General features: G+C 61.9%; 20 protein-coding genes. 11 read left to right on the top strand and 9 right to left on the bottom strand.

Translation table 11 applies throughout. The features are described from left to right. The first annotated feature begins 233 nt into the window (after positions 1 to 233). From VL202_RS10525 to VL202_RS10495, 7 genes are all read left to right on the top strand, one after another. A complete protein-coding gene (locus VL202_RS10525; RefSeq protein ID WP_325464060.1) occupies positions 234 to 2,135 on the top strand; it encodes an ABC transporter ATP-binding protein in 1,902 nt (633 codons plus the stop codon). Continuing rightward, the gene (locus VL202_RS10520; protein ID WP_325464059.1) at positions 2,132 to 4,024 is read left to right on the top strand and encodes an ABC transporter substrate-binding protein; all 1,893 of its coding nucleotides are present in this window, start codon (positions 2,132 to 2,134) and stop codon (positions 4,022 to 4,024) included. Before VL202_RS10525 ends, VL202_RS10520 begins: the two co-directional genes overlap by 4 nt. Positions 4,025 to 4,026: 2 nt before the next feature. Next, a complete protein-coding gene (locus VL202_RS10515; protein WP_325464058.1) occupies positions 4,027 to 5,025 on the top strand; it encodes an ABC transporter permease in 999 nt (332 codons plus the stop codon). Next, entirely contained in the window at positions 5,022 to 6,197 is a 1,176-nt protein-coding gene (locus VL202_RS10510; protein ID WP_325464057.1) for an ABC transporter permease, read from the top strand. The genes VL202_RS10515 and VL202_RS10510 overlap by 4 nt, the downstream gene beginning before the upstream one ends. Before the next feature lie 63 nt (positions 6,198 to 6,260). Beyond that, positions 6,261 to 7,472, top strand: coding sequence for a glycosyltransferase family protein (locus VL202_RS10505; RefSeq protein ID WP_325464056.1), 1,212 nt, complete (start codon positions 6,261 to 6,263; stop codon positions 7,470 to 7,472). Between the two features lie 7 nt (positions 7,473 to 7,479). Then, entirely contained in the window at positions 7,480 to 8,727 is a 1,248-nt protein-coding gene (locus tag VL202_RS10500; protein WP_325464055.1) for a glycosyltransferase family 4 protein, read from the top strand. Beyond that, positions 8,724 to 9,866 carry a glycosyltransferase family protein gene (locus tag VL202_RS10495; protein ID WP_325464054.1) on the top strand — a complete coding sequence of 381 codons (1,143 nt, stop codon included), beginning with the start codon at positions 8,724 to 8,726 and terminating at the stop codon, positions 9,864 to 9,866. The genes VL202_RS10500 and VL202_RS10495 overlap by 4 nt, the downstream gene beginning before the upstream one ends. 10 nt (positions 9,867 to 9,876) lie before the next feature. Here the strand turns inward: VL202_RS10495 and VL202_RS10490 are convergent, their stop codons facing one another. Further along, the gene (locus tag VL202_RS10490; protein ID WP_325464053.1) at positions 9,877 to 10,554 is read right to left on the bottom strand and encodes a class I SAM-dependent methyltransferase; all 678 of its coding nucleotides are present in this window, start codon (positions 10,552 to 10,554) and stop codon (positions 9,877 to 9,879) included. A 38-nt stretch (positions 10,555 to 10,592) separates the two neighbouring features. On the opposite strand from VL202_RS10490, the gene VL202_RS10485 reads away from it, so the two are divergent. The 3 genes from VL202_RS10485 (at position 10,593) to VL202_RS10475 (ending at position 14,503) form a co-directional block, all read left to right on the top strand. After that, positions 10,593 to 11,192: a hypothetical protein gene (locus tag VL202_RS10485; RefSeq protein WP_325464052.1), complete on the top strand. Its 600-nt coding sequence runs from the start codon at positions 10,593 to 10,595 to the stop codon at positions 11,190 to 11,192. A gap of 8 nt (positions 11,193 to 11,200) precedes the next feature. After that, complete coding sequence (locus tag VL202_RS10480) at positions 11,201 to 13,918, top strand: ABC transporter ATP-binding protein (protein ID WP_325464051.1); 2,718 nt, start codon at positions 11,201 to 11,203, stop codon at positions 13,916 to 13,918. 120 nt (positions 13,919 to 14,038) lie between these two features. Further along, entirely contained in the window at positions 14,039 to 14,503 is a 465-nt protein-coding gene (locus VL202_RS10475) for a cyclic nucleotide-binding domain-containing protein (protein ID WP_325464050.1), read from the top strand. Positions 14,504 to 14,530: 27 nt separating this feature from the next. On the opposite strand, the gene VL202_RS10470 is transcribed toward VL202_RS10475, so the two are convergent. Next, on the bottom strand, positions 14,531 to 16,327 hold the full coding sequence (locus VL202_RS10470) for a metallophosphoesterase (RefSeq protein ID WP_325464049.1): 1,797 nt from the start codon (positions 16,325 to 16,327) through the stop codon (positions 14,531 to 14,533). Positions 16,328 to 16,556: 229 nt separating this feature from the next. On the opposite strand from VL202_RS10470, the gene VL202_RS10465 reads away from it, so the two are divergent. Further along, positions 16,557 to 17,387 carry an MBL fold metallo-hydrolase gene (locus tag VL202_RS10465; RefSeq protein ID WP_325464048.1) on the top strand — a complete coding sequence of 277 codons (831 nt, stop codon included), beginning with the start codon at positions 16,557 to 16,559 and terminating at the stop codon, positions 17,385 to 17,387. 18 nt (positions 17,388 to 17,405) lie between these two features. Here the strand turns inward: VL202_RS10465 and VL202_RS10460 are convergent, their stop codons facing one another. The 7 genes from VL202_RS10460 to VL202_RS10430 form a co-directional block, all read right to left on the bottom strand. Continuing rightward, on the bottom strand, positions 17,406 to 18,155 hold the full coding sequence (locus VL202_RS10460) for a polysaccharide deacetylase family protein (protein WP_414692836.1): 750 nt from the start codon (positions 18,153 to 18,155) through the stop codon (positions 17,406 to 17,408). Then, positions 18,152 to 19,243 carry a glycosyltransferase family 4 protein gene (locus VL202_RS10455; protein WP_325464047.1) on the bottom strand — a complete coding sequence of 364 codons (1,092 nt, stop codon included), beginning with the start codon at positions 19,241 to 19,243 and terminating at the stop codon, positions 18,152 to 18,154. Before VL202_RS10455 ends, VL202_RS10460 begins: the two co-directional genes overlap by 4 nt. A 174-nt stretch (positions 19,244 to 19,417) precedes the next feature. Next, positions 19,418 to 20,488, bottom strand: coding sequence for a sn-glycerol-3-phosphate ABC transporter ATP-binding protein UgpC (locus VL202_RS10450; protein ID WP_325464046.1), 1,071 nt, complete (start codon positions 20,486 to 20,488; stop codon positions 19,418 to 19,420). After that, entirely contained in the window at positions 20,485 to 21,420 is a 936-nt protein-coding gene (locus tag VL202_RS10445) for a carbohydrate kinase family protein (protein ID WP_325464045.1), read from the bottom strand. The genes VL202_RS10450 and VL202_RS10445 overlap by 4 nt, the downstream gene beginning before the upstream one ends. Before the next feature lie 2 nt (positions 21,421 to 21,422). Beyond that, positions 21,423 to 22,445, bottom strand: coding sequence for an SIS domain-containing protein (locus VL202_RS10440; protein ID WP_325464044.1), 1,023 nt, complete (start codon positions 22,443 to 22,445; stop codon positions 21,423 to 21,425). Beyond that, entirely contained in the window at positions 22,442 to 23,287 is an 846-nt protein-coding gene (locus VL202_RS10435; protein WP_325464043.1) for a carbohydrate ABC transporter permease, read from the bottom strand. The genes VL202_RS10440 and VL202_RS10435 overlap by 4 nt, the downstream gene beginning before the upstream one ends. Then, entirely contained in the window at positions 23,287 to 24,171 is an 885-nt protein-coding gene (locus tag VL202_RS10430; protein ID WP_325464042.1) for a sugar ABC transporter permease, read from the bottom strand. The genes VL202_RS10435 and VL202_RS10430 overlap by 1 nt, the downstream gene beginning before the upstream one ends. Positions 24,172 to 24,244: the final 73 nt, after the last annotated feature.

Raw genomic sequence — 24,244 nt, 5'->3', positions numbered from 1 at the left:
GAGCCGCTGCTGCCCTGACGGGACGCTGAAAGGCACGATCCCGTTCGAAAGATTACAGTTTCTCATGCCCGGCACGCGACGTGGTCCGGGCTATATCCGTGTGCACTTTACCAGCCATGGGTCATGGACAGGCCAATTTCGGTGGGATAGTCTCCCCGCGATGGAGCCGGGCGTACACCCGGAAGGATATTCTGCCGATTGGCCGGCAGCTCTGAAACAAGGGACCTGCTGGCATGAATTCAGGCGCGGACCTGTTGCGGATCGAGGATCTGAGGATCTCGTTCGCGATGTTCGGCGGGCAGCTGGATGCCGTTCGAAAGGCGAGCCTGCGCGTCCTGCCGGGCAAGGTGACCGCCCTGGTCGGGGAGTCCGGGTCGGGCAAATCGGTCATCAGCCAGGCGGTCATGGGCATCCTGCCGAAGACGGCAAGCTGCAGCGGCCGCATCCTCTTCTGCGATCCCGCCACCGGGCAAAGGCCGGCCGATCTTCTGCAGATGCCGCGCGACGGGCGCGAAATCCGCAGCCTGCGCGGCAATCGCATGGGCAAGATCTTCCAGGAGCCGATGACCTCGCTGTCGCCGCTGCATACGGTCGGCAACCAGATCAGTGAATCCTTGAAAATCCACACCGAACTCTCTGCCCGCGAACGGCGCGAACGCACCGAGGAAATGCTTGGCATGGTCGGCTTTTCCAAGCCGTCGCGCGCCTATGACATGTATCCGTTCGAACTGTCGGGCGGCATGCGCCAGCGTGCCATGATCGCCATGGCGCTGATCTGCAATCCGTCGCTGCTGATCGCCGACGAGCCGACAACCGCGCTCGACGTCACCATCCAGGCCCAGATCCTGCAGCTGCTGCGCAGCCTTCAGACCAAGCTCAACATGGCCATGCTGCTGATCACCCACGATCTCGGCGTCGTCGCCAATGTCGCCGACGAGGTCGTGGTGATCTACCACGGCGAAATCATGGAAGCCGGACCGGTGGAGACGATCTTCCGCAACCCGTCGCACCCATATCTCAAGGGCCTGATGGCCGCCGTTCCGCATTTCGACATGAAGCCCGGCGAGCGGCTGAAGGCGCTCCGCGAGGTTCCCGTCAATACGAGCAGCCTGCTCGGAAAGACCGTGATCTCCCCCCCGGATGCCGGCCAGAAGCAGGATGTCCTCCTGTCCGTGCGCGATGTCGGCAAGACATTCACCACGCGCAAATCACGCTGGTTTACCAAGGATACGGCGGGCGCAACCCGCGCGGTCGATAGCGTCAGCTTCGACATCCTGCGCGGCGAATGTCTGGGTCTCGTCGGCGAAAGCGGCTGCGGCAAGACCACGCTCAGCAAGATCCTGATGCGCGCCGTGACGCCGGATCAGGGCGCGGTCATGCTCAACAGCAGCGATGGCCCGATCGATGTGCTGAAAGCCGAAGGTTCCGGTCTGCAGACGCTGCGCACCAAGGTTCAGATGGTCTTCCAGGATCCTGTTTCCTCGCTGTCTCCGCGTATGACGGTTCAGAACATCCTCAGCGAACCCTTGGAAATCCACAGCCGCGGCAATGCCAAGTCGCGCCCGGAAACAGTCAAGGCGTTGCTCAAGGCGATCGGCCTCGACGAGCGCCATCTCAACCGCTATCCCCACAGCTTCTCCGGCGGCCAGCGCCAGCGCATCGGCATCGCGCGCGCCCTGGCGCTCGGGCCCGACCTCCTGATCTGCGACGAGCCGGTCTCCGCGCTCGATGTGTCCGTCCAGGCGCAGATCCTCAACCTTTTGAAGGATCTGCAGAAAGAACTAGGCCTCACCTACCTGTTCATCTCGCACAACCTCGCCGTCGTCGATTACATGGCCGACAGGATCGCGGTCATGTGTGGCGGCAGGATCGTCGAGATCGCTCCGCGCGAAGTCCTGATGCGGACGCCGGTGCATCCCTACACCAAGTCGCTGCTTGCAGCCGTCCCCTTTCCCGACCTCGATCGCCCCCTCGATTTCGATGTACTGAACCCGAGCGGCGGCGCCGACACGCGCAGTTGGGGCAGGCAGTTCTCCAATGAGGATGATGAAGACGCTCTCTCGACCGCCGACCTGGGTGGCGGCCATCTGGTTCTGGCCCGGCGAAATGCCGATATAAGGGAGTTGAGACCGTGATTAAGCGCCGTACGACCCTTGGATTGCTGGCTTCCACCCTGATACCCGGCCTCGCCCGAGCGACGGCAACCAAGCAGCCGGCGGCCGCAACTGCGGTCCCTGCCGACGCAGTAAGCCGCCTGCCGACCAACCCGCGCCTCGTCAATGTCGCTGCGATGGGCCGCGAGCCCGGCGTGGCGGGCGGCACCGTGCGCATGCTGATCGGCAGCCAGAAGGATATCCGGCTGATGACGCTGAACGGCTATGCGCGGCTGGTCGGCTATGACCAGAAATTGCAGCTGCAGGCCGATATCCTCGAGAGCTTCGACGTCCAGGAGGGCCGGATCTTCACCTTCAAGATCAGGCCGAACCATCGCTGGTCCGACGGCAGCCTGCTCACCTCGAAGGATTTCGAATACTGCTGGAACGACGTCGTTCTCAACAAGAAGCTGCGCAAGGGAGGCCTGCCGACCTATTTCCTCGCCGACGACAAACCGCCGGTATTCGAGGTCATCGACGATCTGACCGTCCGTTATACCTGGGAAACGCCGAACCCCGACTTCCTGCCCAACCTGGCAGCGCCCCTTGCCGCGTCCATCGTCTTGCCGGCGGCCTACCTGAAACAGTTCCATGCGGATTACCAGGACGAGGCGAAGCTCGAAGAATTGATGAAGAAGTACAAGGTCAAGAAATGGGCCGATCTTCACATCAAGATGTCGCGTAGCTACCGTCCGGAAAATCCCGAACTGCCGACGCTCGATCCCTGGCGCAACTCGACCGCACCGCCGGCCGACCAGTTCGTCTTCGTGCGCAACGACTATTTCCACCGGGTCGACGAGAAGGGAACGCAGCTTCCCTATATCGACAGATTCGTGCTGAACGTCAGTTCCTCGGAAATCATCGCGGCCAAGACCGGCGCCGGCGAAAGCGACCTGCAATCGACCGGCATCGACTTTGTCGATTACAGTTTCCTGAAGGATTCAGAGAGCCGCTATCCGGTCAAGGTCAACCTATGGAAGCGCACGCAGGGTTCCCGCGTCAACCTTCTGCCGAACCTCAATTGCAGCGACGAAGCCTGGCGCACGCTGTTCAAGGACGTCCGCTTCCGCCGCGCCCTGTCGCTGGCCATCGACCGGCACGAAATCAACATGGTGGCCTTCTACGGCCTGGCGACGGAAGCCGCCGACTCTGTCCTGCCGGAAAGCCCGCTGTACAAGGAAGAAAATGCCAATGCCTGGGCCGCCCATGATCCCGACCAGGCCAATGCACTGCTCGACGAGATCGGCCTGACTGAGCGCGACAGCGACGGCCTGCGGCTGTTGCCGGATGGCCGCGTCGCGCAGATCGTGGTCGAGACGGCCGGCGAAAGCACGCTCGAAACCGACGTGCTCGAACTGGTCACCGATCACTGGTCGAAGATCGGCATCAAGCTCTTCATCAAGACCTCGCAGCGCGATGTTTTCCGCAGCCGCGCCATGGGCGGGGACATCATGGTGTCGATGTATTCCGGCATGGAAAACGGCGTTCCGACCGCCGACATGAACCCCGGCCAATTGGCGCCGACCTCCGACGACCAATTGCAATGGGCCGTCTGGGGCATGTACTACCTCTCCGGCGAAACCAAGGGCGACCCGCCGGATATCCCCGAGGTCAAACAACTGCTAAAGCTGCTGGACGACTGGCACCATGCCTCCGATCTCGACCACAAGACCCGGATCTGGACGGAAATGCTGGACATCTATGCCCAGCAGGTCTTTTCGATCGGCATCGTCAATGCAACCCTGCAGCCGGTATTGCATTCCGCGCGCCTGCGCAATATTCCGGAAAAGGGCCTCTACGGGTTCGATCCGACCTGTTATCTCGGGGTCTACATGCCGGATACGTTCTGGTACAGCGGTGAGGTCAGCTAAGCATGCTGCGGTACATCCTTTGGCGCGTCGCGGCGATGCTTCCGACACTAGTGATCATTTCGGCGCTGGTTTTCACCATCATCGAACTTCCGCCGGGTGACTATTTCGAGAGCTATATTTCGGAGCTGCGCGCCCAGGGCGAAGACGTCGATATGGCGGAAATCCAGGAACTGCGCGCGCAGTACGGGTTCGACCGTCCGCCGATCATGCGCTACTTCCATTGGATCGCAGGCATGGTCCAGGGGGACTATGGCTATTCCTTCGAATACCAGCTGCCGGTCAGCGACGTGGTCGGGGACCGGTTGTGGCTGACGGTGATGGTTTCCTTCGTGACGATCTTGTTCACCTGGCTGATTGCCTTTCCGATCGGAATCTATTCCGCCACCCACCAATACAGTTGGGGCGATTACGGGCTGACATTCCTCGGACTGATCGGCATCGCGATCCCCAATTTCATGTTCGCGCTGATCCTGATGTATTTCGCCAATATCTGGTTCGGCACGACGATCGGTCATCTCATGGACCAGAAATATCTGGCGGAATCCATGAGCTGGGACAAATTCAAGTCGATCCTGGAGCATCTCTGGATTCCGGTCGTGATCATCGGCACGGCCGGCACCGCGGGCATGATCCGGCGGCTTCGCGCCAATCTGCTGGACGAACTGCAGAAGCAATATGTCGTCACCGCCCGCGCCAAGGGCCTGCATCCCTTCCGTGCGCTGGTCAAATATCCGCTGCGCATGGCGCTCAACTTCTTCATCTCGGACATCGGATCGATCCTGCCCGCGATCATTTCCGGCGCGGAAATCACCGCGATCGTGTTGTCCCTGGAAACGACCGGACCGATGCTCATCAAAGCGTTGCAAAGCCAGGATATGTATCTTGCCGGATCGTTCCTGATGTTCCTGGCGTTCCTCACGGTGATCGGGGTGCTGATATCGGATATCGCGCTGGCATTCCTCGACCCGCGTATCAGACTGCAAGGCGGTAGCACCAAGTGACGGTATCCCTTCCCGAATCCGGCGCACCGCTGGCGCATTACGTATCCCCCGCCCCCTTCGATCCGCACGCCGTCGATGTCATGACGGAGAAGCAGTCGCAGGTTTACCAGGCATCGCAACTCCGGCTGATGTGGTGGAAATTCAAGAAGCACAGGATCGCCCTGTTCTCCCTGTATTTCCTCGCCTTGTTTTATGCGATTATCGCCATCGTCGAATTCCTGGCGCCCTATAATCTGCATACGCGCAATGTCGATTACATCCATTCGCCGCCACAGCGTGTCCATTTCTTCCATGAAGGCAGCTTCGTCGGGCCGTTCGTCTACGGCCGGACCATGACACTCGACATGAACACGCTGCGCCGCGTCTACACGGACAACACGGAGAAGGTCGAGCCGATCCGCTTCTTCTGCCGTGGCGACGCCTACCGTTTCTGGGGCCTTGTCGAGAGCAATGTCCGTCTCTTCTGCCCGGCCAAGGACGGCCAGCTCTTCCTGCTCGGCAGCGACCGTCTCGGCCGTGACGTGCTCTCGCGCATTCTTTATGGCGCTCGCATATCGCTCACCATCGGCCTGCTCGGGATCACGATGAGCTTCGTGCTCGGCATCACGATCGGCGGCCTGGCAGGCTACAAGGGTGGCGTCTTCGACCTGATCGTCCAGCGCATCATCGAGGTGCTGCAGTCGATCCCGAGCATTCCGCTGTGGATGGCGCTGGCGGCGATCATGCCGGTGACCTGGAGCCCGATCTTCATCTATCTCGGGATTACCGCCATTCTCGGGCTCATCGACTGGACGGGGCTTGCACGTGCCGTCCGCTCGAAACTGCTCGCCCTTCGTGAAGAGGATTATGTCCTTGCCGCCCAATTGATGGGCGCCGGCACCAGTCGCATCATCGGCCGGCACCTCGTGCCGGGCTTCATGTCGCACCTGATCGCCACCGCGACCATGTCCATTCCCGGCATGATCCTCGGCGAGACGGCGCTCAGCTTCCTCGGCCTTGGCCTGCGCCCACCGATCACCAGCTGGGGGATCCTGCTGACGGAAGCCCGCAGCGTCAGTGTTATTGCCTTTTATCCCTGGCTGTTGTTTCCAACCATTCCGGTCATCCTGGTGATTCTCGCCTTCAATTTCCTTGGCGACGGTCTCCGCGATGCAGCCGACCCGTACAAGTGAAGTGGATACTGAGATGCTAAGGACACTCCGGAAGGGGTTTGACCGCACCAAGGGGCTCCGCCCATGACGCGTCGAATCGAGGATGCCCGCATCCTGATGTACAGCCACGATACGTTCGGACTTGGTCATCTGAGACGATGCCGCACCATCGCGCATTCGCTGGTCGAGGACTATCGCGGCGTCAACATCCTGATCATTTCGGGGGCGACGATCGCCGGCGCCTTCGACTACCGGGCGCGCGTCGATTTCGTGAAGATTCCCAGCGTGATCAAGCTGCGCAACGGCGAATATACGTCGATGGACCGGCATATCGACCTGCACGAGACGCTGAAGATGCGCAAGTCGATCATCCGCCACACGGCCGAAACGTTCCAGCCCGACATCTTCATCGTCGATAAGGAACCGATGGGCCTGCATGGCGAGGTCGAGGAGACGCTGGCCTACCTGAAAAAGCAGGGAACGACCCTGGTGCTCGGCCTGCGCGAAGTGATGGACGCGCCGCACCTGCTCGAGGCAGAATGGAAGCGCAACGATGTCATGCGCAAGATCGGCCAGTTCTACGATAGCGTCTGGGTCTACGGCCCGCCGGATTTCTACGATCCGCTGGTCGGGCTGGAGGTACCGCCGATCGTCCGCTCCAAGATGGATTTCGTCGGCTTCCTGCAGCGCAGCGTTTCTCACGACATCAAGGAATCCGAGCATATGCCGAAGGGCGACTATATCCTGGTCACCACCGGCGGCGGCGGCGACGGCTCCGATCTCGTCCATGACGTGATCGACGCCTATCAGGAAGATGCGACGCTGACCCACAAGGCTCTCGTCGTGCTTGGCCCCTACATGCCGGCCAAGCAGCGCCAGAAGCTGATCATGAAATGCGCGAAGATCCCCTATATCGAAGTCATTGAATTCGATAACCGCATGGAAGAACTGATCGCCGGCGCCAAGGCCGTCGTCGCCATGGGCGGCTACAACACCTATTGCGAAATCCTCTCCTTCGACAAGCCGGCGCTGATCGTGCCGCGCGTGGCGCCGCGCGAGGAACAGCTGATCCGCGCCACCCGCGCTGCCGAACTTGGGCTGATCGACATGCTGCTGCCAGAAGAGGCGGCCGATCCCATGCGCTTTGCCGCCGCCCTCAAAGCCCTGCCCGAACGCCATCCGCCATCGAAAAGCGCAGCCGGCCTGACGCTCGAGGGCCTTGCGAACATCTCGCAGATCGTCGGCGAATGGCTGGGTCGCCGCGAGCAAGAGCACCTGACCGTGGTGAAGGGATAAGCCGGCGGTGACGCAACATCGCAAGATCATCGTGGTGCTGAAGGGATATCCGCGCCTGTCGGAAACCTTCATCGCCCAGGAACTGCTGGGATTGGAACGAGCCGGTTTCGAGCTGACACTCGTTGCGCTGCGCCGTCCGACGGACAAGAAGCGCCACCCGGTTCACGACGAAATCCGCGCCCCGGTCCATTACCTGCCCGAATACCTGCATGAAGAGGTACCGCGTGTCCTGCGGGCGCTCGCCACCTGCCTGCCGAAGCCGGGATTTTGGCGTGCGCTTCCGGCACTCATCACCGATTTCCGGCGCGACCGCACCCGCAATCGCATTCGTCGCTTCGGCCAGGCCATGGTGCTCTCAGCGGAATGGCCAAAAGGCGGCGAATGGCTGCACGCGCATTTCATCCACACGCCCGCCTCCGTCGCCCGCTATGCCAGCATCATCAGCGGCACGCCCTGGACCTGCTCGGCCCATGCAAAGGACATCTGGACTTCGCCGGACTGGGAGCTGAGGGGCAAGCTCGCCAGCACGCGCTGGACGGTGACCTGCACGCAGACTGGATATGAACATCTGCGCCACCTGTCGGGCGGCAAGCCGAATGTGCACCTGAGTTATCACGGCCTCGACCTCACCCGCTTCGGCGAATTCGATGACGAGCGCCCTCCCTTCGACGGATCGCGGCCGGAAGCGCCGGTGACGATCGTCAGCGTCGGCCGCGCGGTCGAAAAGAAGGGTTTCGACATCGTCCTGCGTGCGCTCAGCCTGTTGCCGAAGGATCTGCACTGGCAGTTCGAGCATATCGGCGGCGGCGAACAACTGGCGAAACTTCAGACGCTGGCGAAGGAACTGGGCATCGCGGACAACGTCTCCTGGCACGGATCGATGTCGCAGCAGGAAGTGCTGCAGCACTACCGCAATGCCGACATCTTCGCGCTTGCCTGCCGCATCACCGCTGACGGCGATCGGGATGGACTGCCCAACGTGCTTGTCGAAGCTTCCAGCCAGAAGCTGGCCTGCATTTCGACCAATATTTCCGGCGTGCCGGAACTGCTTGTCGATGGTGAAAACGGTTTTGTCGTGCCGCCCGAAGATCCGCAGGCCTTTGCCGCGGCGCTGGAACGGGCGATCCGCGATCCGGCCCTGCGCGCGCGGCTTGGAGAAGCTGCGGAACGCAAGGTGCGCCGCGAATTCGACCATCAAACCAGCATTCGGCAGTTGAAACAGCTGTTCGAAGCCGAATGGCAGAAAACCCGATGACCGCTCCAGCGACACAGAAACGCGTCCTCTTCTACGTCCAGCACTTGCTCGGCATCGGCCACCTCGCCCGCGCCAGCCGCATTGCCAGCGCGCTTGCCGAAGCGGATTTCGACGTCACGGTCGTGACCGGCGGCACGCCGGTAACCGGTTTTCCCGGTCCGCGGGTTCGCCATGTTACCCTGCCTGCCATCACATCCGGGGACGCCGGCTTTTCCGGGCTGACCGATATCGATGGCAATCCGGTCGACGACGCGTTCAAGGACAATCGCCGCGACCTGCTGCTCTCGGCCTTCCGCGAATGCCAGCCCGACATCGTCATCATCGAGGCCTTCCCCTTCGGCCGCCGCCAGGTTCGGTTCGAGCTGCTGCCGCTCCTCGATGCGATCGCGGCGACCCAGCCGAAGCCGCTTGTCGTCACCTCGCTCCGCGACATCTTGCAGGAACGCTCAAAGCCCGGCCGCGACGAAGAGACGGTGGCGACGATAAAGCAATATTTCGACCGGGTGCTGGTGCATGGTGATCCGGCCTTCGCACGGCTGGAAGACACATTTCCGCTGGCCGCCGAGATCTCCGACAAGGTCGTCTACACAGGCCTGGTGGCGGCACCGCCGCCTGCCAAGCCGCAGGAGCAATTCGACATTATCGTCTCGGCCGGCGGCGGCGCCGTCGGCAATGCGCTGATCCGGGCGGCGCTCGAGGCGGCAAAATCGATCGACGGCACGCTGTCCTGGGCCCTGGTCACCGGCCCCAACCTGCCGCAATCCGATTTCGACGAGATTTCGGCCGGCGCTCCGGCGCATGTCAGCGTCTTCCGATTTCGCCCGGATTTCGCCAGCCTGCTTGCCGGGGCGAAACTCTCCGTGTCACAGGCGGGTTACAACACCGTCTGCGATATCCTGCGCGCCGGCTGCCACGCGCTGCTCATCCCGTTCACCGCCGGCGGCGAAACGGAGCAGACGGTTCGGGCGGAGCGTCTGGCCAGGCTTGGGCTGGCCCATGTCCTGACCGAGAACGACCTCTCAGCGGAGAGCATGGCGTCGGCGATCCGCTCCGCGCTTGCTGCAAACGGTAAACCACCCCACGGCCTTGATCTCGACGGCGCCGGTCGCACTGCCGAAATCCTGCGCGGCCTTCTCTGAGACAAGCTGCTCAGACCGTGCCGATGACCATGAAACGGGTATATTTCTTCATTTTCAGCGATCCGGCGAAGGCCAGATGCGCAAGCGACGTCTGCTCCCGGAACGCCTCCAGCGACGGCACGCAATTGATATGGGTCGGCTCGCTGAAATAATCGTTGGACTGAAGGAGGACCTTCGTGCCGCGCGGCAGGAGTGCCAGCCAGGCCGGCAGGTCGGCAATGTGCTCGCAGCTGGTGTTGATCACCAGGTCGGCGCCGAGCGAACCGTAATCGAGCGCATACATGTCCTGCGTGACAGCCTTGAACCGCTCGCCCGCCTTGGCATTCAGCGTTTCGGCGACGGCACCGACCTCCGGGTCTATGTCGATGCTCTCGATCAGATCGATATCGAAGCGCCTGTCGTCAAAAAACATGCCCGGCAACACGCCATACCAGCCGCCCAGCAGTATGATATGTTTAAATTTTCCGCCAAGGCTTTCAACCAGCTTGTCGCGTGCCCATATCTTGCTTCCAACCTGCTTGTGGTTGAAGGCCGTGCCAAGGTCCGCGTCCGGATATTTGGCAACAACTTTCGCAAGGCCCTCGATCAGGGAGCTTCCAGTATAGGCGGACAGACCGCGGATGATATCGAAGGCACTCTCGTGCCAATCTGTTGTGTTTGCTTCGTTTGTTCGGGTGGTTTTCGTCATGCGTGTGTTGTAGTCTGGACTTTTCTGGAGTGCAAGGAATGCAAGTCAACCTGAAGGATGTCTCCTCCGTTTCGCCGCCTCAGGAGGACGGAAAGGACATCCCGCATCTGGCAGGGCTGGGCGCGACCATGCGACAGGTTTTTGCCGCCCATTTCATGCGCGATTGCCCGCATATCCTCGAAATCGGCGGCCATATCCGGCCGATCACGCCCTATCTCACCCATCATCCGCTGTCCGTTACCTCCGTCGATCCGAAGACCGAGGCTTACGAGGCCTCCGAGCTGAACGGGCAGCCCTGTATCGTCAGGCACATCCCTGCCAAATTCCAGCAGATCGACTACGATTATGCGCCGGGCAGCTACGGTCTCGTCCTGCTCGGCTACTCGCTGAAACCGTTCGGCCGCCGCGATCCGCTCGGCGACCTGTTGTTCTCTCTGATCGACAATGCCCACACCGTCATCATCGAATACGCCCCCGAACTGGAGCGCGCCGCATCGCAGGTGCCGCATATCATCAGCCGCCCGTCCGTGACGGTCAGGGGACAATTCGATCTTCATTTGCATGACCCGGAGATCGCCGGCACGCCATACGCCGCCAGACGCTTCTACGTCCTCGACACCCGCAGCACGGCTGGTTGAATTCGCCCATGGAAAAAAGTATCGCCCGTTACATCTGGACTCACACCCGCGCTCAGCAGTTGTGGATCCTCCTCGTCGTCGCCGTGTCGATGATCCCCTACTTCCTCTCGTTCGACCTGCCCAAGCAGATCGTCAACGGCCCGATCCAGGGTGGCGGTTTCGATCAGCCGGGTGCGACCCAGACCTTCATGAACATCAATTTCGATCTGCCATGGATCGGCAATGTCGCGCTGTACGACGGCATGGAGCTGACGCGCATGCAGATGTTGTTCGCGCTCAGCCTGGTGTTCCTGCTGCTGGTGATCATCAACGGGCTCTTCAAATTCTACATCAATACTTTCAAGGGCCGGCTTGGCGAGCGGCTGTTGCGGCGCATGCGCTTCGAGCTTGTCGATCGCATCCTGCGTTTTCCCCCCAGCCAGTTCAAACGCATGAAGGGCGCGGAAGTCTCCAGCATGGTCAAGGACGAGGTCGAGCCGCTGGGCGGCTTTACCGGCGATGCCTTCGTCCAGCCTGCCCTGCTTGGCGGACAGGCGCTAACGGCGCTGTTCTTCATCTTCATGCAGAATACCTGGCTCGGCCTGATCGCCGCGGTCATGGTGGCGGTCCAGGCGCTGATCATCCCGCGCATGCGCCGCCGGCTGCTGGTGCTGGGCCGCGAACGCCAGATCACCGCCCGCGAGCTTGCCGGCCGCGTCAGCGAAATCGTCGATGGGATCGGCACCATCCACGCCTATGACACGTCAAACTACGAACGCGCCGACATCGCCTCGCGCCTGGGGCTGATCTTCAGGATTCGCTATGACCTCTACCAGTGGAAATTCCTGGTCAAGTTCATCAACAATTTCCTCGCGCAGCTGACGCCGTTCCTGTTCTATTGCATCGGCGGTTATCTCGCCCTGCAGGGCCGTCTCGACATCGGCCAGCTGATCGCCGTCATCAGCGCCTACAAGGACCTGCCCGGTCCGCTGAAGGACCTGATCGACTGGGACCAGACCCGCCAGGACGTGCAGGTGAAATATGTCCAGGTGGTCGAGCAGTTCAGCGTCGATCAGACCATCGATCCCGCCGTGCAGGCCATCGCCATCAAGAATGCCGGCCCGCTGAAGCATCCGCTGGCAGCCGTCAACCTGTCGCTGGCGGACGATAGCGGTGCGAAACTGCTGGAGCGTGTCTCGGTGCAGATCCATCCGGGCGAGACGGTCGCGATCGTCGGCGGCGCGGCTGGCGGCGGCGACATGCTGGCGGAAGCTTTCGCGCGTCTCGTCTGGCCCGAAAGCGGCAAGGTGACGCTCGGCGGCGACGACATCCTCGAATTGCCGGAATCGGTGACCGGACGCGGCATTTCCTATGTCTCGGCCGATACCTATTTCTTTTACGGAACCCTGCGCGACAACCTGCTCTATGGCCTCAAGCACGCGCCGCTGAAGGATGCCGTCTATGAAGGCAGCCGGGCAACACATCGCAAATGGCAGATCAACGAGGCGCGGCTCGCGGGCAACCCGCATCATGACGTCAACAGCGACTGGATCGACTACGAGGCAGCCAACGCGACGAATGATAGCGACCTCTTTGCCCCGGTCCTTTCGGTTCTCGACACGGTCCAGCTGTCCAAGGATATCCTCGACCTCGCGTTGCGCACCACGGTTTCGCCGGAAGACCATCCGGGACTTGCAGAAGGCATCGTCGAGATGCGCCATGCCCTGCGCGAAGAACTGGAAGAGGCAGGATTGAGCAGCCTCGTCATGTCGTTCGAGCCGGGCGCCTACAACACCGAAGCGACAGTCGGCGAAAACCTGCTGTTCGGCACCGCGACCGGCCCCTCGTTTGTCGGCAAGGCTATCGGCAAGAACGCCTATTTCCGCTCCGTCGTCGGCGGCACCGGGCTTGATCACATCCTGTTCGACATGGGTTACAGCATCGCCGAGAACGCCGTCGAACTGTTCTCCGACCTACCGCCGGACCACCCGTTCTTCCAGCAGCTGACCTTCATGACGGCGGACGATATTCCGACCTATCAGCTGCTGCTGCAGAAACACAAGGGCAAGGGTTTCGACGTGGCATCGGAAGATGATCGCGGTGCGTTCATCCGCCTGGCCTTCCGCTATATCGAGCCTCGCCATCGTTTCGGTCTGCTGACCGAGGAACTGATGGCCAAGATCATCGATGTGCGCCGGCAGTTTCACGACGGCATGCCGCAGGAGATGCGCGACGAGATCGAGCGTTACGACCCCAACCATTACAACGCGTCGGCAAGCCTGATGGACAATATCCTGTTCGGCCGTATCAGTCACAAACATGCCGATGGCGCCAAGCGCATCCGCACGATTGTCAGCTCGCTTCTGAATACGCTGGGCCTGCTGGAACAGGTTCTCGATATCGGCCTCGATTTCAATCTCGGTGCCGGCGGCAAGCGGCTGACCTCGGTCCAGCGCCAAAAGCTCAATCTGGCGCGCGCGCTGGTGCGCCGATCGGACTATTATATCCTCAACCGGCCGCTGCCCGGCCTCGACCACCGCCTGCAGGACGAGATCGTTCGCGATGTACTGAAACTGGTGCGTCGCGACGGACGCGATCCGGCTGTCGTCTGGGTGCTATCGAACACCTCGCTTTCAAGCCTGTTCGACCGCGTCCTGGTCTTCGACCGGGGCATGCTTGTGGAAGAAGGCACACATGCGGCGCTGGTCAAGAATAACGGTATCTTTAAGGAACTTGTATCATCATAATGTCAAAGGCAAAGTCCATGCGCGCAGGACAGGCGGGTATGGATGCTCTTCCGGACGGCAGCGCGGGTGAGGTCACCGGCAGCTGAACCGGGGAGGCGGAAAATGGGGACGGGCTCGAACATGCTTCTGAAAGACGAAGTTCAAATGCTGCGGCGGGTGCCGCTGTTTTCGAATGTGGAACCGGGAAAGCTGAAACTTCTCGCGTTCACCTCCGATCGTGTCAGCTATGACATTGGCGAGGCTCTCTTTCACCAGGGCGACACGGGCGACGCGGCGTATGTGGTTCTGGCCGGCAAGGCCGATATCCTGGTTGATTCTTCCACAGGTCCGATCAAGATCGCCGAAGTCGAAACCAATTCGATCGTCGGCGAAATCGCCATCCTCTGCGACGTGTCGCGTACCGCTACCGTCCAGACGACGACAGCGCTCGAAGCCCTGCGCATCCGCAAGGATCACTTCCTCAAGCTGCTCACCGATTTTCCGGAAATCACCATCGAGATCATGCGCGTGCTGGCGGATCGCCTGAGCCATACGACCAGCGAGCTTTCCGAAGCCCGCAGCCGTGCGGCGCGCGCAGCCGATTGAGCCGATGGAAATTGCGTATGGCAAGCTTTAGCGGGCTTGCCGCATGCCCTGCTCTTCTTCCACCATCGGCGTGATCGAACCCGTCTCCCGGTCGATGCGAAAATCGCCCGACGGCAGGCCGGCGGCATATTTGCCGTACATGCGGAAGATCAGGGCAAGCTGGCCTTGCATCGATCCCGCATCCGTCCATCCGGCTTCGGCATAGAGGCGTTCAACGGCGCCATAGGCGACAAGACGCTCCCGGCTGATCCAGTCGAAAGCCAGTTCGCTGCCCATCCGCAGGCGATACCAGTCCGCCAGGAAATCCAGCGCCTTGATCCCGGAAAGAGCCGTCGGCTCCAACCGTTCCGCCGAAAGCCAATCGGCCAAGCGCGCCCGCATTGGGGCATCGTCACGGGCGGCCATCGCAGCCGTCGCCGCATCCGGCGGAGCCAGGGGTTCCATCAGCGCCAATACCGCCAGATCGGTGAGATCGAGACCGCGGAACAGTGCCGCAAGTTCCTTCGGCCATTCGCGCTTGAGGTAACGGCGGCCAACCAGATGGCCGATATGCTCGGAGACGAAGCCACCATAATCGGCCACGTCGAGCATGCCGCCGGCATCGAGCCCGGACGGCACGACTTCCTTCTCATAGGCCCATTTCAAATCCGCATCGATCGGCATCGCGTCGATGCCGATCGTCTCGACGTCGATCGTCCGCTCGTCGATGGTGATCACCTTGTAGGCGCAGGGGAAGGCGACGAGCGACGGCATGGCGATATTGATCAGGAACCGGCCATCTCGGGCATGACGGGCGGTGTCGTTGACATGGAGATGGCCGCTGAAATGAATGTCGATTCCGGCATCGATCAGCGCTTCGGCCACGGCTGCCTGAGGAATGCGCTCCACCATGCCCGTCCGGCCAAGCAGCGCCATCTCGTCCTCGACGGTCGCATCCAGCGGATCGACCACCGGATAATGCGAAAACGCGAGAAGGCTTTTGCCCTCACGGCGCGCGCGCGCCGCGACGTCCCTCATCCAGTCGAGCACGAACCGCTTGTGCCGCAACATGGCGTTCCAGCCGGCGCTGGTGGAATCGGCAAGGTCGCCAGGCTCGCCCGGCGCTATGCCGTCGACGGGAACAAAGACATTGGCATCGATCATCAGCAGCCAGACGCCGGCAAAGGGTTCGACGAGATAGGACGCATCCATCAGCGAGCGGGTGGTCCAGCCATCGGGCGAATGGACATCATAGAGCCGCGCCGCAGGGTCGCCATCGCGGCCGAAGGGCGTTTCCCAATGAATGTCGTCAGGCCGTGGGTAGAAACCGAAATCGGCCATTTCCTTGAGGCCGTCAGGATACCCCTCGCAGTACATCAGCGAACTCGCGACCACCTCCCGCGCACCGCGGTCGCGCACATTGGGATCGCTGCTGACGACGCTGTAGCTGCCATCCGCATTCAGAAACCGCTTGGCGCGATGGCGGCCGGCGGCGCCAAAAATATCGTGATTGCCGGTGGTGGCGTAAAACCGCATGCCGAACCGCGCGGCATAATCGTCGAGCACCCGCCTGACGCTGCGAACCGTCTCCACCTGCCCGTCATCGGAATAGTCGCCCAGCAGCACGACGTGGCGGATGCCGCGCGCCGCGATGTCGTCGAGCGTATGGAGAAGCGCGAAATAGCTTTCGTTGAACACACGGGTCGAACGGGCCGTATCGGCCAGGAGCCGGAACGACAGGCGGCGATCGCCATGCGCAAGACCGGGAAAGCCATAATCGGCATAGAGGTCATGAAAATGCGCGTCGGCGATGACGGCGATGCGCGGAGGCTTGGAGGACGGCATTCTCTCGATGTTTTCCATCAAAGGTTCAAACAGAATTCATTTGCCGTGGTCTCTGGCACAGATGCAAAGAAAAAGCGAATTGGCGTCTCGCTTAAGCCGGGCAGTTTGGCTAACATGGCGGAAATGAGGCTTGGTTAATCAAGCCCGTCAAAAAGACGACTTTAAGAAATAGATGGGACAGTTGCAGATGAACGGAACGCAGGCGGCTGGCCGTGACTGAGGCAAAAGAGTGAACGACAAGTTGTTTCGTGTACGGCTATGGGGAGTTCGAGGCAGCCTCCCCGTATCGGGGGCCGAATTTCAGCATTATGGCGGCAATACCATCTGCATCGAAATGCAATGCGGATCGCACCGACTATTGTTCGACGCCGGCTCCGGGCTGATGCCCGCCGGCCAGGCCTTGAAGTCCGAAGGTGTCTCCGATTTCAATCTGTTCTTCACCCACTGCCACTATGACCATATCGTCGGCTTGCCTTACCTGCCCGCGCTGTTCGATCCGCTCGCGTCGGTCACCATCTGGTCGGGACATCTGGCCGGACGCATGTCCACTCGCCAGATGATCGGCGAATTCATGCGACCGCCATGGTTTCCCGTCGAGCCGGACATCTGCCGCGCCTCGATCAACTGTCGCGATTTTCGCTCCGGCGATGTGCTTGTTCCCCATGATGACATTGCGGTGAAGACCGGCAGCCTCAACCATCCCGGCGGCGCCATCGGCTACCGCGTCGAATGGGGCGGCCGCGCCGTGGCGCTGGTCACCGACACCGAACATCGCCCCGGAAGTCTCGACCCCGCCGTGCTCGACCTGATCGAAGGCACTGATCTGTTCCTCTATGACTGCATGTATACCGACGACGAGATGCACCGGCATGTCGGCTACGGCCATTCCTCCTGGCAGCAGGCCATTCGCCTTGCCAAGGCCGCCGGCGCCAAGCAGGTCGCCTTCATCCATCACTCGCCGCTACGCACCGATAGCGAACTCGACGCGATCCAGCGCCTCGCCGCCCAGCAATTCAACGGCGCCTTTACCGCCCGCGATGGCCAGGTGATCGACGTTTAAGATAGATCGCTACTGCTTTCAGAGGTCGCGCAGGATATCGGCGACCGGCTCCCAGCGGGCAGACGGATGGCGTGTCGTCACCTTGAACAGCGCCGTCAGGAAATCCCGCACGGCCTGGTCATGCACGAGGTGATGGGTCAGAACGCCCGTCACGCCACCATGATCGAATGTGTACCGCAGCCGCGCAACGATCTCGATAGCAAGCTCCAGAGCATTGCGCCCTCCCCGCGTGCCGTGCCAGTCCATCACGTCCACATGCGAATTGATCGCCTCAGGCACCACCGGTTTTTCCGGGCCGTACACCGACAGGGCCTTGAAACCGAGATCCGGCAGATGCGGCACGAGGGCCTTGTCGATCCGGTTCCATGGCGGAACGAGCATCGGAACGAAGCGGGGTGCATGCAACCCCGCCAGCTTGTCGAAACCCGCGCGCAGTTCGGCGAGCACGTCGGCGACCGGCCGATGGCTGCCCAGTTCCTGTTTCTTCTCCTGCGGGCCGGCATAATTCCGGTGCGACCAGCCATGGACGGCGATGGAGACCTGCGGCTCTCGCTCCAACCGTTGCACGAGCGGCGCGCCGGTATGGGCCGGGATGACAGCCAGCGTCACCGGAACCGAAAATTCGCTGACGGTCGCCAGAAAATCGTCGAGCGCGGCTGTCGGCTCAACCGCGTCGTCATCCCGTAGCCAGAAGCAGGCGACCTTGCCTGCCCGTTGCCACCGGTCCAGTTCTTCGCCGATCAGGTTGTCGAATTCTGTCATCATCATGCCCGCTTCACATATCGATCGAGGATATCCGCAAGCCGCACTGCCGCCCGGTCGATCGAGCGTTCTTCGCGGGCGAACACCCGCGCTCCCGACGCAAGCCGCGCGCGCAATCCGTCATCGGTCAAAAGCCGCTCGATCGCCTGCGCATAGGCGGCGACATCATCCGGCGGTGTCAGCAACCCGGTTCGGTCATGAACGACAACGGACGGCACCCCGGCCACGGCCTGTGCGACCACCGGCAGCCCCGCCGCCTGCGCTTCCAGATAGGCAAGACCGAAGGCTTCGCCGCAGCCGGGCCAGAGATAGAGGGAGGATGTCGACAGCAGATCCGCGATTTCTGCCGCCGTCCTTTCGCCATGCCAAAGGATGCGATCCGCCTCAAAGCGTGAAAACAGCGCGCGCACTTCCGCAGCCTGCGGCCCGTCGCCGACGATCGACAGCGTCCAAGGCAGGTGCGTCAGACGTGTCAGCGCCTCCGCCAGCATGACATAGCTCTGCATCTTGTCGCCGGGCCGCATCATGGCCACGGTGATCAACCGGTTTGGCTGGGGTTTTGGGTGTCGTTCCAGCATCAGTATTGGGTCGATGAAGGGCGGCAAGGGTGTTAGCCGGGCATCGGGTGCCGCTGCCGCAAGCCCGTCACGGTCGCGCTCGGTCAGGCAGATGTTGACATCCGCCAGTCGAACCGCGTCCAGCACCCGATCCTGCATTTCCGCTGACGGCCCGGTATTGCGCCGCTTTGAATAGGACGCCTCCGCCGTGAGATAGGCGATACCGAATTCGCGCGCGAGGCCCGGCCCGATGAGATCGGGCGCCTTGTAATAGAGGTGGTAGCAGAACCAGACATCCGGTGGCCCCGATACACGCCAGAGTGCCGCGATCCGCTCCTTCTCCGCTTCGGCCTTTCCAAAGAGATCGGCGATCTCAGGCATCGATGGTTCGCGAAGAAAAGCACGCAGTTCAGAGACGACATGCACCTCGTGTCCTGCCCGCTCGAGCGCCGAAATCAACAGCCGCGCCATCAGCCTATCGCCGGAGGGAACCGGATGGTTGGGCGACTTCAGCGGGGAATAGAACGCGATCTTCATGCAGTTGTGGTTCTACTGCATAATTCCTCAAACCGGAATCGGTTTAAGGATGAAATTATGCAGCAGGTATAAAGTGCGACAGCGAACCTGAATGCGTCATATGACGCACGGCGCTGTAGGACATCGGACTGAAGAAGGGAACCGCCGGTGGGCGGATTCGCTTCCCTCCGCGGATCAGCGCAACGCCTGTCCCGTCTCGGCGTCGAAAAGATGTAGCGCGTCCTCATCGAACGAAAACAGTTGCGTCATGCCGACGTCAAGCCGGGCGCGCGGCGGCAGGCAGGCGGTCACGCGCTCGCCACCCACGCGTCCCGTCACCACCAGTTCCGGGCCTGTCAGTTCGACGACCTCGATATCAACCTCAAGCGCCGTGGTCCCGGTAGCAAGCCGCAGGGCCTCCGGCCGGATGCCGATCTTGACGCGCCGGCCCATTCCGGCCGCGCCCTTCAAATGTTCCGGCAGGGTGATCACCTTTCCCAAGCCATCCAGACGCAGGCCATCCTCACCGACCGTGGCGGACAAAACGTTCATCGGCGGCGAGCCGACGAAGCCGGCGACATAGAGCGTGGCCGGGCGGTTGTAGACCTCCTCCGGCGTGCCGAGTTGCTCGATCCGGCCGTTGCGCATGACGGCGATGCGGGTCGCCAGCGTCATCGCCTCGATCTGGTCGTGGGTGACGTAGACGATCGTCGTGCCCAGCATCTGGTGCAGGCGCTTCAACTCCGTGCGCGTTTCCATGCGCAGCTTGGCATCAAGATTGGACAGCGGCTCGTCGAACAGGAAGACCTGTGGCTTGCGGACCAAAGCCCGGCCGATCGCCACGCGCTGGCGCTGGCCGCCGGACAGTTGGCTCGGCTTGCGATCGAGCAGCGCCTCGATCTGCAGCAGTTTCGCCGTTTCCTGCACGGCCTTTTCCCGCTCCGCCGTCGGAACCTTGCGCATCTCCAGACCGAAACCGATGTTGCGATGCACCGACAGGTTCGGATAAAGCGCATAGGACTGAAAGACCATGGCGATGTCGCGATCCTTGGGATGCACTCCGAGCACCGAGCGTCCTCCGATCTTGACATCGCCGCCCGATGCCTCTGCAAGGCCGGCGATGATGTTGAGCAGGGTGGATTTTCCGCAGCCGGAGGAGCCGAGAAGAACGAGAAACTCGCCGCTTTCCAGCGAAATATCGATGCCCTTCAGCGTTTCGACCGCGCCATAGGTCTTGCGGACATTCTGGATTTCCAGCGCGCTCATGATGCGGCCTCTTCGTTTGCGGCAGGGAGCGGACCGCCATAGCTGCGGGGCAAGGTGGAAATCGCGCGCGAGGCAACGCTGGTGCCTGCCGTGAGGCAATCGGCAAGCGCCCGCCCGTCGGCAAAGGCCGCGAGGAAGGCAGCGTTGAAGACATCGCCCGCGCCGATGGTATCGACGACCTTGACGGCGGGTGCCTCGACCGAAACAAAGGTTCCGTCCGCGTCGATGCCGATCGCGCCATCCGGCCCGCGCTTGACGACGACGACGGCACCCTGGGGCATGTGATCCTTGAGGTAGCGGGCAGCCTCCAGCGGATCGGATTGGCCGGACAGTGTCGTCGCCTCGACTTCGTTGAGCAGGGCGCAGCCGCAACGCGCCAACCAGTTCCGCGTCGCCTGCCGGTTCGCATCTGTCCAGCCATCGAGCGGCCAGCCAGTATCGAGCGCAATCGTGATATCGTGCGCGTCGGCCCAGTCGAACAGGGCGGGATAGTCACGCGTCAGGTCGTCGGTCAGAAAGCAGCCGCAGAGCAGCGCGATACCGCCGGACAGGCGCGCGCCATCCAGAACGGCGAGTGTATCGGCAAGAGAAAAACGAGGCAGATGGCCGCGCGTCGTGAAGAAGGTGCGCTCGCCGTCGGGATGAGTGATGCCGACCGACAGCGTCGTGCCTTCAGGATGCACGGTCCATTTTTCAGCGCGATTGCCGAACGATTGGCGCAACCAGCGCCCAAATTCGTCGGAGCCGATGCTGGCGGCGATCTCGAACTCGACACCGAGCGCCGCCCAGGCGAGCGCGCTATTGCCCGCAGCACCGCCGACCCGCAACTCGTCATGATCGACGATGATCTCGGTCCCTGCCTTCGGCCACGGTTCCGCCGGCCCGAGGATCAGGTCGATATTGACGTTTCCGATTACCGCAAGCGTACGCATCGTCATTCGCTCCGGGTGATCTTGGTGGAGCGCACGGGCGTGCCGGCATTGTCCACGCGGGCATCTGCAAAAGCGATCATGAAACGCTGTGCGACCGGCAGCATCGAAAAGATCGCCGCGAGCCCCGTGGCCGGCTCGAACCCGAGCGTCGTCGCGCCTTCCACCGGCGGCTTGCCCGAGGCATCGAAGACAAGAACCGGCGATCCGGTCTCGACCGCCGAAACGGCCATGGCGGTCACGAGATCGGCCGTTTCGTCATTGCCGCGAAACAATACGACGCCGACCTTCGGCCCAAGCATTTCCATCGGGCCGTGCCGCAACTGCCCGCCTTCGAGAGAGAAGCAGGGATAGCGGGAGAGTTCGGTCATCCCCAGCGCCAAGGCTTCGGCGAGTCCCTGCAGGCGGCGACCGGAGGTCACAACGGCTGCAACACCTTCAAACGCCGCAAGCGCCGCATCGAAATTATTGCTTGCCGGTGCCGCAAGGGCAGCGAGCGCCGGTGAAGCATCCTCGCCGAGTGCAGAAAGGATCGCCAGATGTAGCGCAAAACTCACAGTCAGGCTGCGGGTTGCAGCAAAGGCAAGCTCGGTGCCACCGGCACCAACGAGGCTCGGCGCCGCCTTGGCGAGGAACGATGTCCCTTCGAGCGTCAGGCCGAATGTATGTTCCAAACCGCCGGTTTCGGAAAACCAGCGATGAACTTCGGCGCTTTCGCCCGATTGGGAGGTGATCAGCACAGTACGGCCCTCAATGGCCAGCGGCATGCCGAGTTGTTCGGATAGCGGCACGGCAATCGCCTCGATATCGAGCGCACGGTAGAGCGGCTCGACGGCGCGATTGACCGCATGCGATCCGCCCATCCCAAGCAGCAGTAGCCCCCCGGTTTCTCGCAGAGAGGCGGCGATCACCTTGGCTCGTTCGCCGGCGCTCTCGAAGGAGGCGATGGCATCGGCATTCTGGCGTGCCATTTCGCGATCGATGGCTTTCAAGCCATCCGGACGGATTTTCTCTGAAGTCATGGTCATCCCTTGACGCCGCCGCTGGTCAGCCCGGAAATCAGGGCCCGTTGCATGACGAGACCGATCACCACCGGCGGCAAGGCGGCAAGCACACCCGCGGTCGCGATCAGCCCATAATCTGAGACACGCCCGCCCGCCAGATCGGCAATGGCGACGGTCAGTGTCTTGGCGCGCAAGTCCGAGGTGAACAGCAGCGCATAGAAGAATTCATCCCAGGCCAGCAGGAAGGCAAACAGCGCCGAGGTGGCCATGACCGGCGCGGCAAGCGGCAGGGTGATGATGCGCAAGGTTGCGAACAGCCCGGCGCCATCCATCATCGCCGCCGCCTCGATTTCGCGCGGTATGGCATCGAATCCGGATTTCATCAGCCAGGTGGTGAAAGGCGCGAGGATGGTGAGGTAGACAAGCGCCAGGCCGAAGACATTGTTGAGCAGGCCGAGATGCGACAGGCCGAAATAAAGCGGCACGGCCAGCGCCACCGGCGGCAGCATATAGGTGGCGATCACCATATAGAGCGACCAGCCGACCGAGGGCGTGCGCGACACCGCCCAGGCGGCGGGGATCGCCAGAGCCAGAGCGGCAAGCGTCGCCAGCCCGGCAACGACGACGCTGTTGATCAGCGAGGCAACAAATGCCGCGCCGGCGCTGTTTTCGACATCCGAGAGCAAGACCCCGTAACGCGAGAAATCGACCGTCTGAGGCCACCAGTTGAGCGGCTTGGCGGTGAGATCGGCAGCCGGCGAAATGCTCATGACGAACAGCCAGACCAGCGGCGCCAGGATGACGACGGCAAGCAACAGCGCGCAGGCATGGATGAAGACCGAAAACAGCAGGCTCTTGCGTTCCATCAGGCGTTGCTCCCTGCTGTTTTGCGCACGAGGGCGGCATAGGCGGCGGCCAGCACCGCGACCAGAAGTGTGACGATCAGGGCAAGCGAGGCGCCAGAACCGGCCCGCTGGAACGAGAAGGCTTCCTGATAGACGAGGATCGACAGGGTGCGCGTGCTGTTGGCCGGACCGCCACGCGTCATCACCCAGATGATGTCGAAAACCTTGAAGGCCTCGATCGTGCGCAGCACCAGCGCCACCACCAGCGGGCCGGCGAGATAGGGAAGTGTGACGAAGCGGAAGCGATTAAACGGGCCGGCGCCATCGACCAGCGAGGCAGCGGTAATGTCACGCGGCACCGCCTGCAGGGCGGCAAGGGCGATCAGCGCCACCAGTGGAAAATTCTTCCAGCAATCGGCGATGATCAGCGAGGCCAGCGCCGTACCGGGTTCGCCGAGCCAGGAACGATAGGCATCGAGCAGACCGATCTGCGTCAGTGCCGCGTTCAGCGCGCCATATTCCGGATTGTAGATCAGCCGCCAGAGCGTGGCATTGACGACGGTCGGCAAGGCCCAGGGCAGGATCAGCAACCCGCGCAGCAGCGCACGTCCGCGAAATTCCTGATTGAGCAGAAGGGCGGCAAGCACGCCCAGGACCATTTCGGCAAAAACGGAAATGACCGCGAATTTCGTCGTGGTGACCAGCGTCCGCTGGAAATTCGAGCCGGTGACCGTCTTCACGTAGTTGTCGATGCCGACGAAATTTCCCGCCGTGCCGACCAGCTTGGCATCGGTGAAGGACAGGTGGATCGTATCGACGAGCGGCCAGCCAATGACGGCGATCATGACGGCGAGCAGTGGCAGCATCAGAAGCCATGCGCGTGTGGTCATCGATGTCCCGAACATGGGGCAAGTCTTCCTGAAAGGATCATGGGATGCAAGGTGTCGGGCGGCACGGAGGATGCCGCCCGGAGATCGG

Source organism: Pararhizobium sp., from assembly GCF_035497515.1.
Lineage (GTDB): Bacteria > Pseudomonadota > Alphaproteobacteria > Rhizobiales > Rhizobiaceae > Pararhizobium.
Note: the sequence above shows the minus strand (reverse complement) of the source record. Positions and strands in the feature narration are given on the sequence as shown.

What these genes read in the sequence shown, in the direction of transcription:
- VL202_RS10525 (WP_325464060.1), top strand. Translation starts at nt 234, where the DNA reads ATGAATTCAGGCGCGGACCTGTTGCGGATCGAGGATCTGAGGATCTCG.
- VL202_RS10490 (WP_325464053.1), bottom strand. Translation starts at nt 10,554, where the DNA reads ATGACGAAAACCACCCGAACAAACGAAGCAAACACAACAGATTGGCAC.
- VL202_RS10445 (WP_325464045.1), bottom strand. Translation starts at nt 21,420, where the DNA reads ATGCGTACGCTTGCGGTAATCGGAAACGTCAATATCGACCTGATCCTC.
- VL202_RS10505 (WP_325464056.1), top strand. Translation starts at nt 6,261, where the DNA reads ATGACGCGTCGAATCGAGGATGCCCGCATCCTGATGTACAGCCACGAT.
- VL202_RS10435 (WP_325464043.1), bottom strand. Translation starts at nt 23,287, where the DNA reads ATGGAACGCAAGAGCCTGCTGTTTTCGGTCTTCATCCATGCCTGCGCG.
- VL202_RS10470 (WP_325464049.1), bottom strand. Translation starts at nt 16,327, where the DNA reads ATGCCGTCCTCCAAGCCTCCGCGCATCGCCGTCATCGCCGACGCGCAT.
- VL202_RS10440 (WP_325464044.1), bottom strand. Translation starts at nt 22,445, where the DNA reads ATGACCATGACTTCAGAGAAAATCCGTCCGGATGGCTTGAAAGCCATC.
- VL202_RS10430 (WP_325464042.1), bottom strand. Translation starts at nt 24,171, where the DNA reads ATGTTCGGGACATCGATGACCACACGCGCATGGCTTCTGATGCTGCCA.
- VL202_RS10515 (WP_325464058.1), top strand. Translation starts at nt 4,027, where the DNA reads ATGCTGCGGTACATCCTTTGGCGCGTCGCGGCGATGCTTCCGACACTA.
- VL202_RS10480 (WP_325464051.1), top strand. Translation starts at nt 11,201, where the DNA reads ATGGAAAAAAGTATCGCCCGTTACATCTGGACTCACACCCGCGCTCAG.
- VL202_RS10460 (WP_414692836.1), bottom strand. Translation starts at nt 18,155, where the DNA reads ATGATGATGACAGAATTCGACAACCTGATCGGCGAAGAACTGGACCGG.
- VL202_RS10475 (WP_325464050.1), top strand. Translation starts at nt 14,039, where the DNA reads ATGCTTCTGAAAGACGAAGTTCAAATGCTGCGGCGGGTGCCGCTGTTT.
- VL202_RS10450 (WP_325464046.1), bottom strand. Translation starts at nt 20,488, where the DNA reads ATGAGCGCGCTGGAAATCCAGAATGTCCGCAAGACCTATGGCGCGGTC.
- VL202_RS10495 (WP_325464054.1), top strand. Translation starts at nt 8,724, where the DNA reads ATGACCGCTCCAGCGACACAGAAACGCGTCCTCTTCTACGTCCAGCAC.
- VL202_RS10485 (WP_325464052.1), top strand. Translation starts at nt 10,593, where the DNA reads ATGCAAGTCAACCTGAAGGATGTCTCCTCCGTTTCGCCGCCTCAGGAG.
- VL202_RS10455 (WP_325464047.1), bottom strand. Translation starts at nt 19,243, where the DNA reads ATGAAGATCGCGTTCTATTCCCCGCTGAAGTCGCCCAACCATCCGGTT.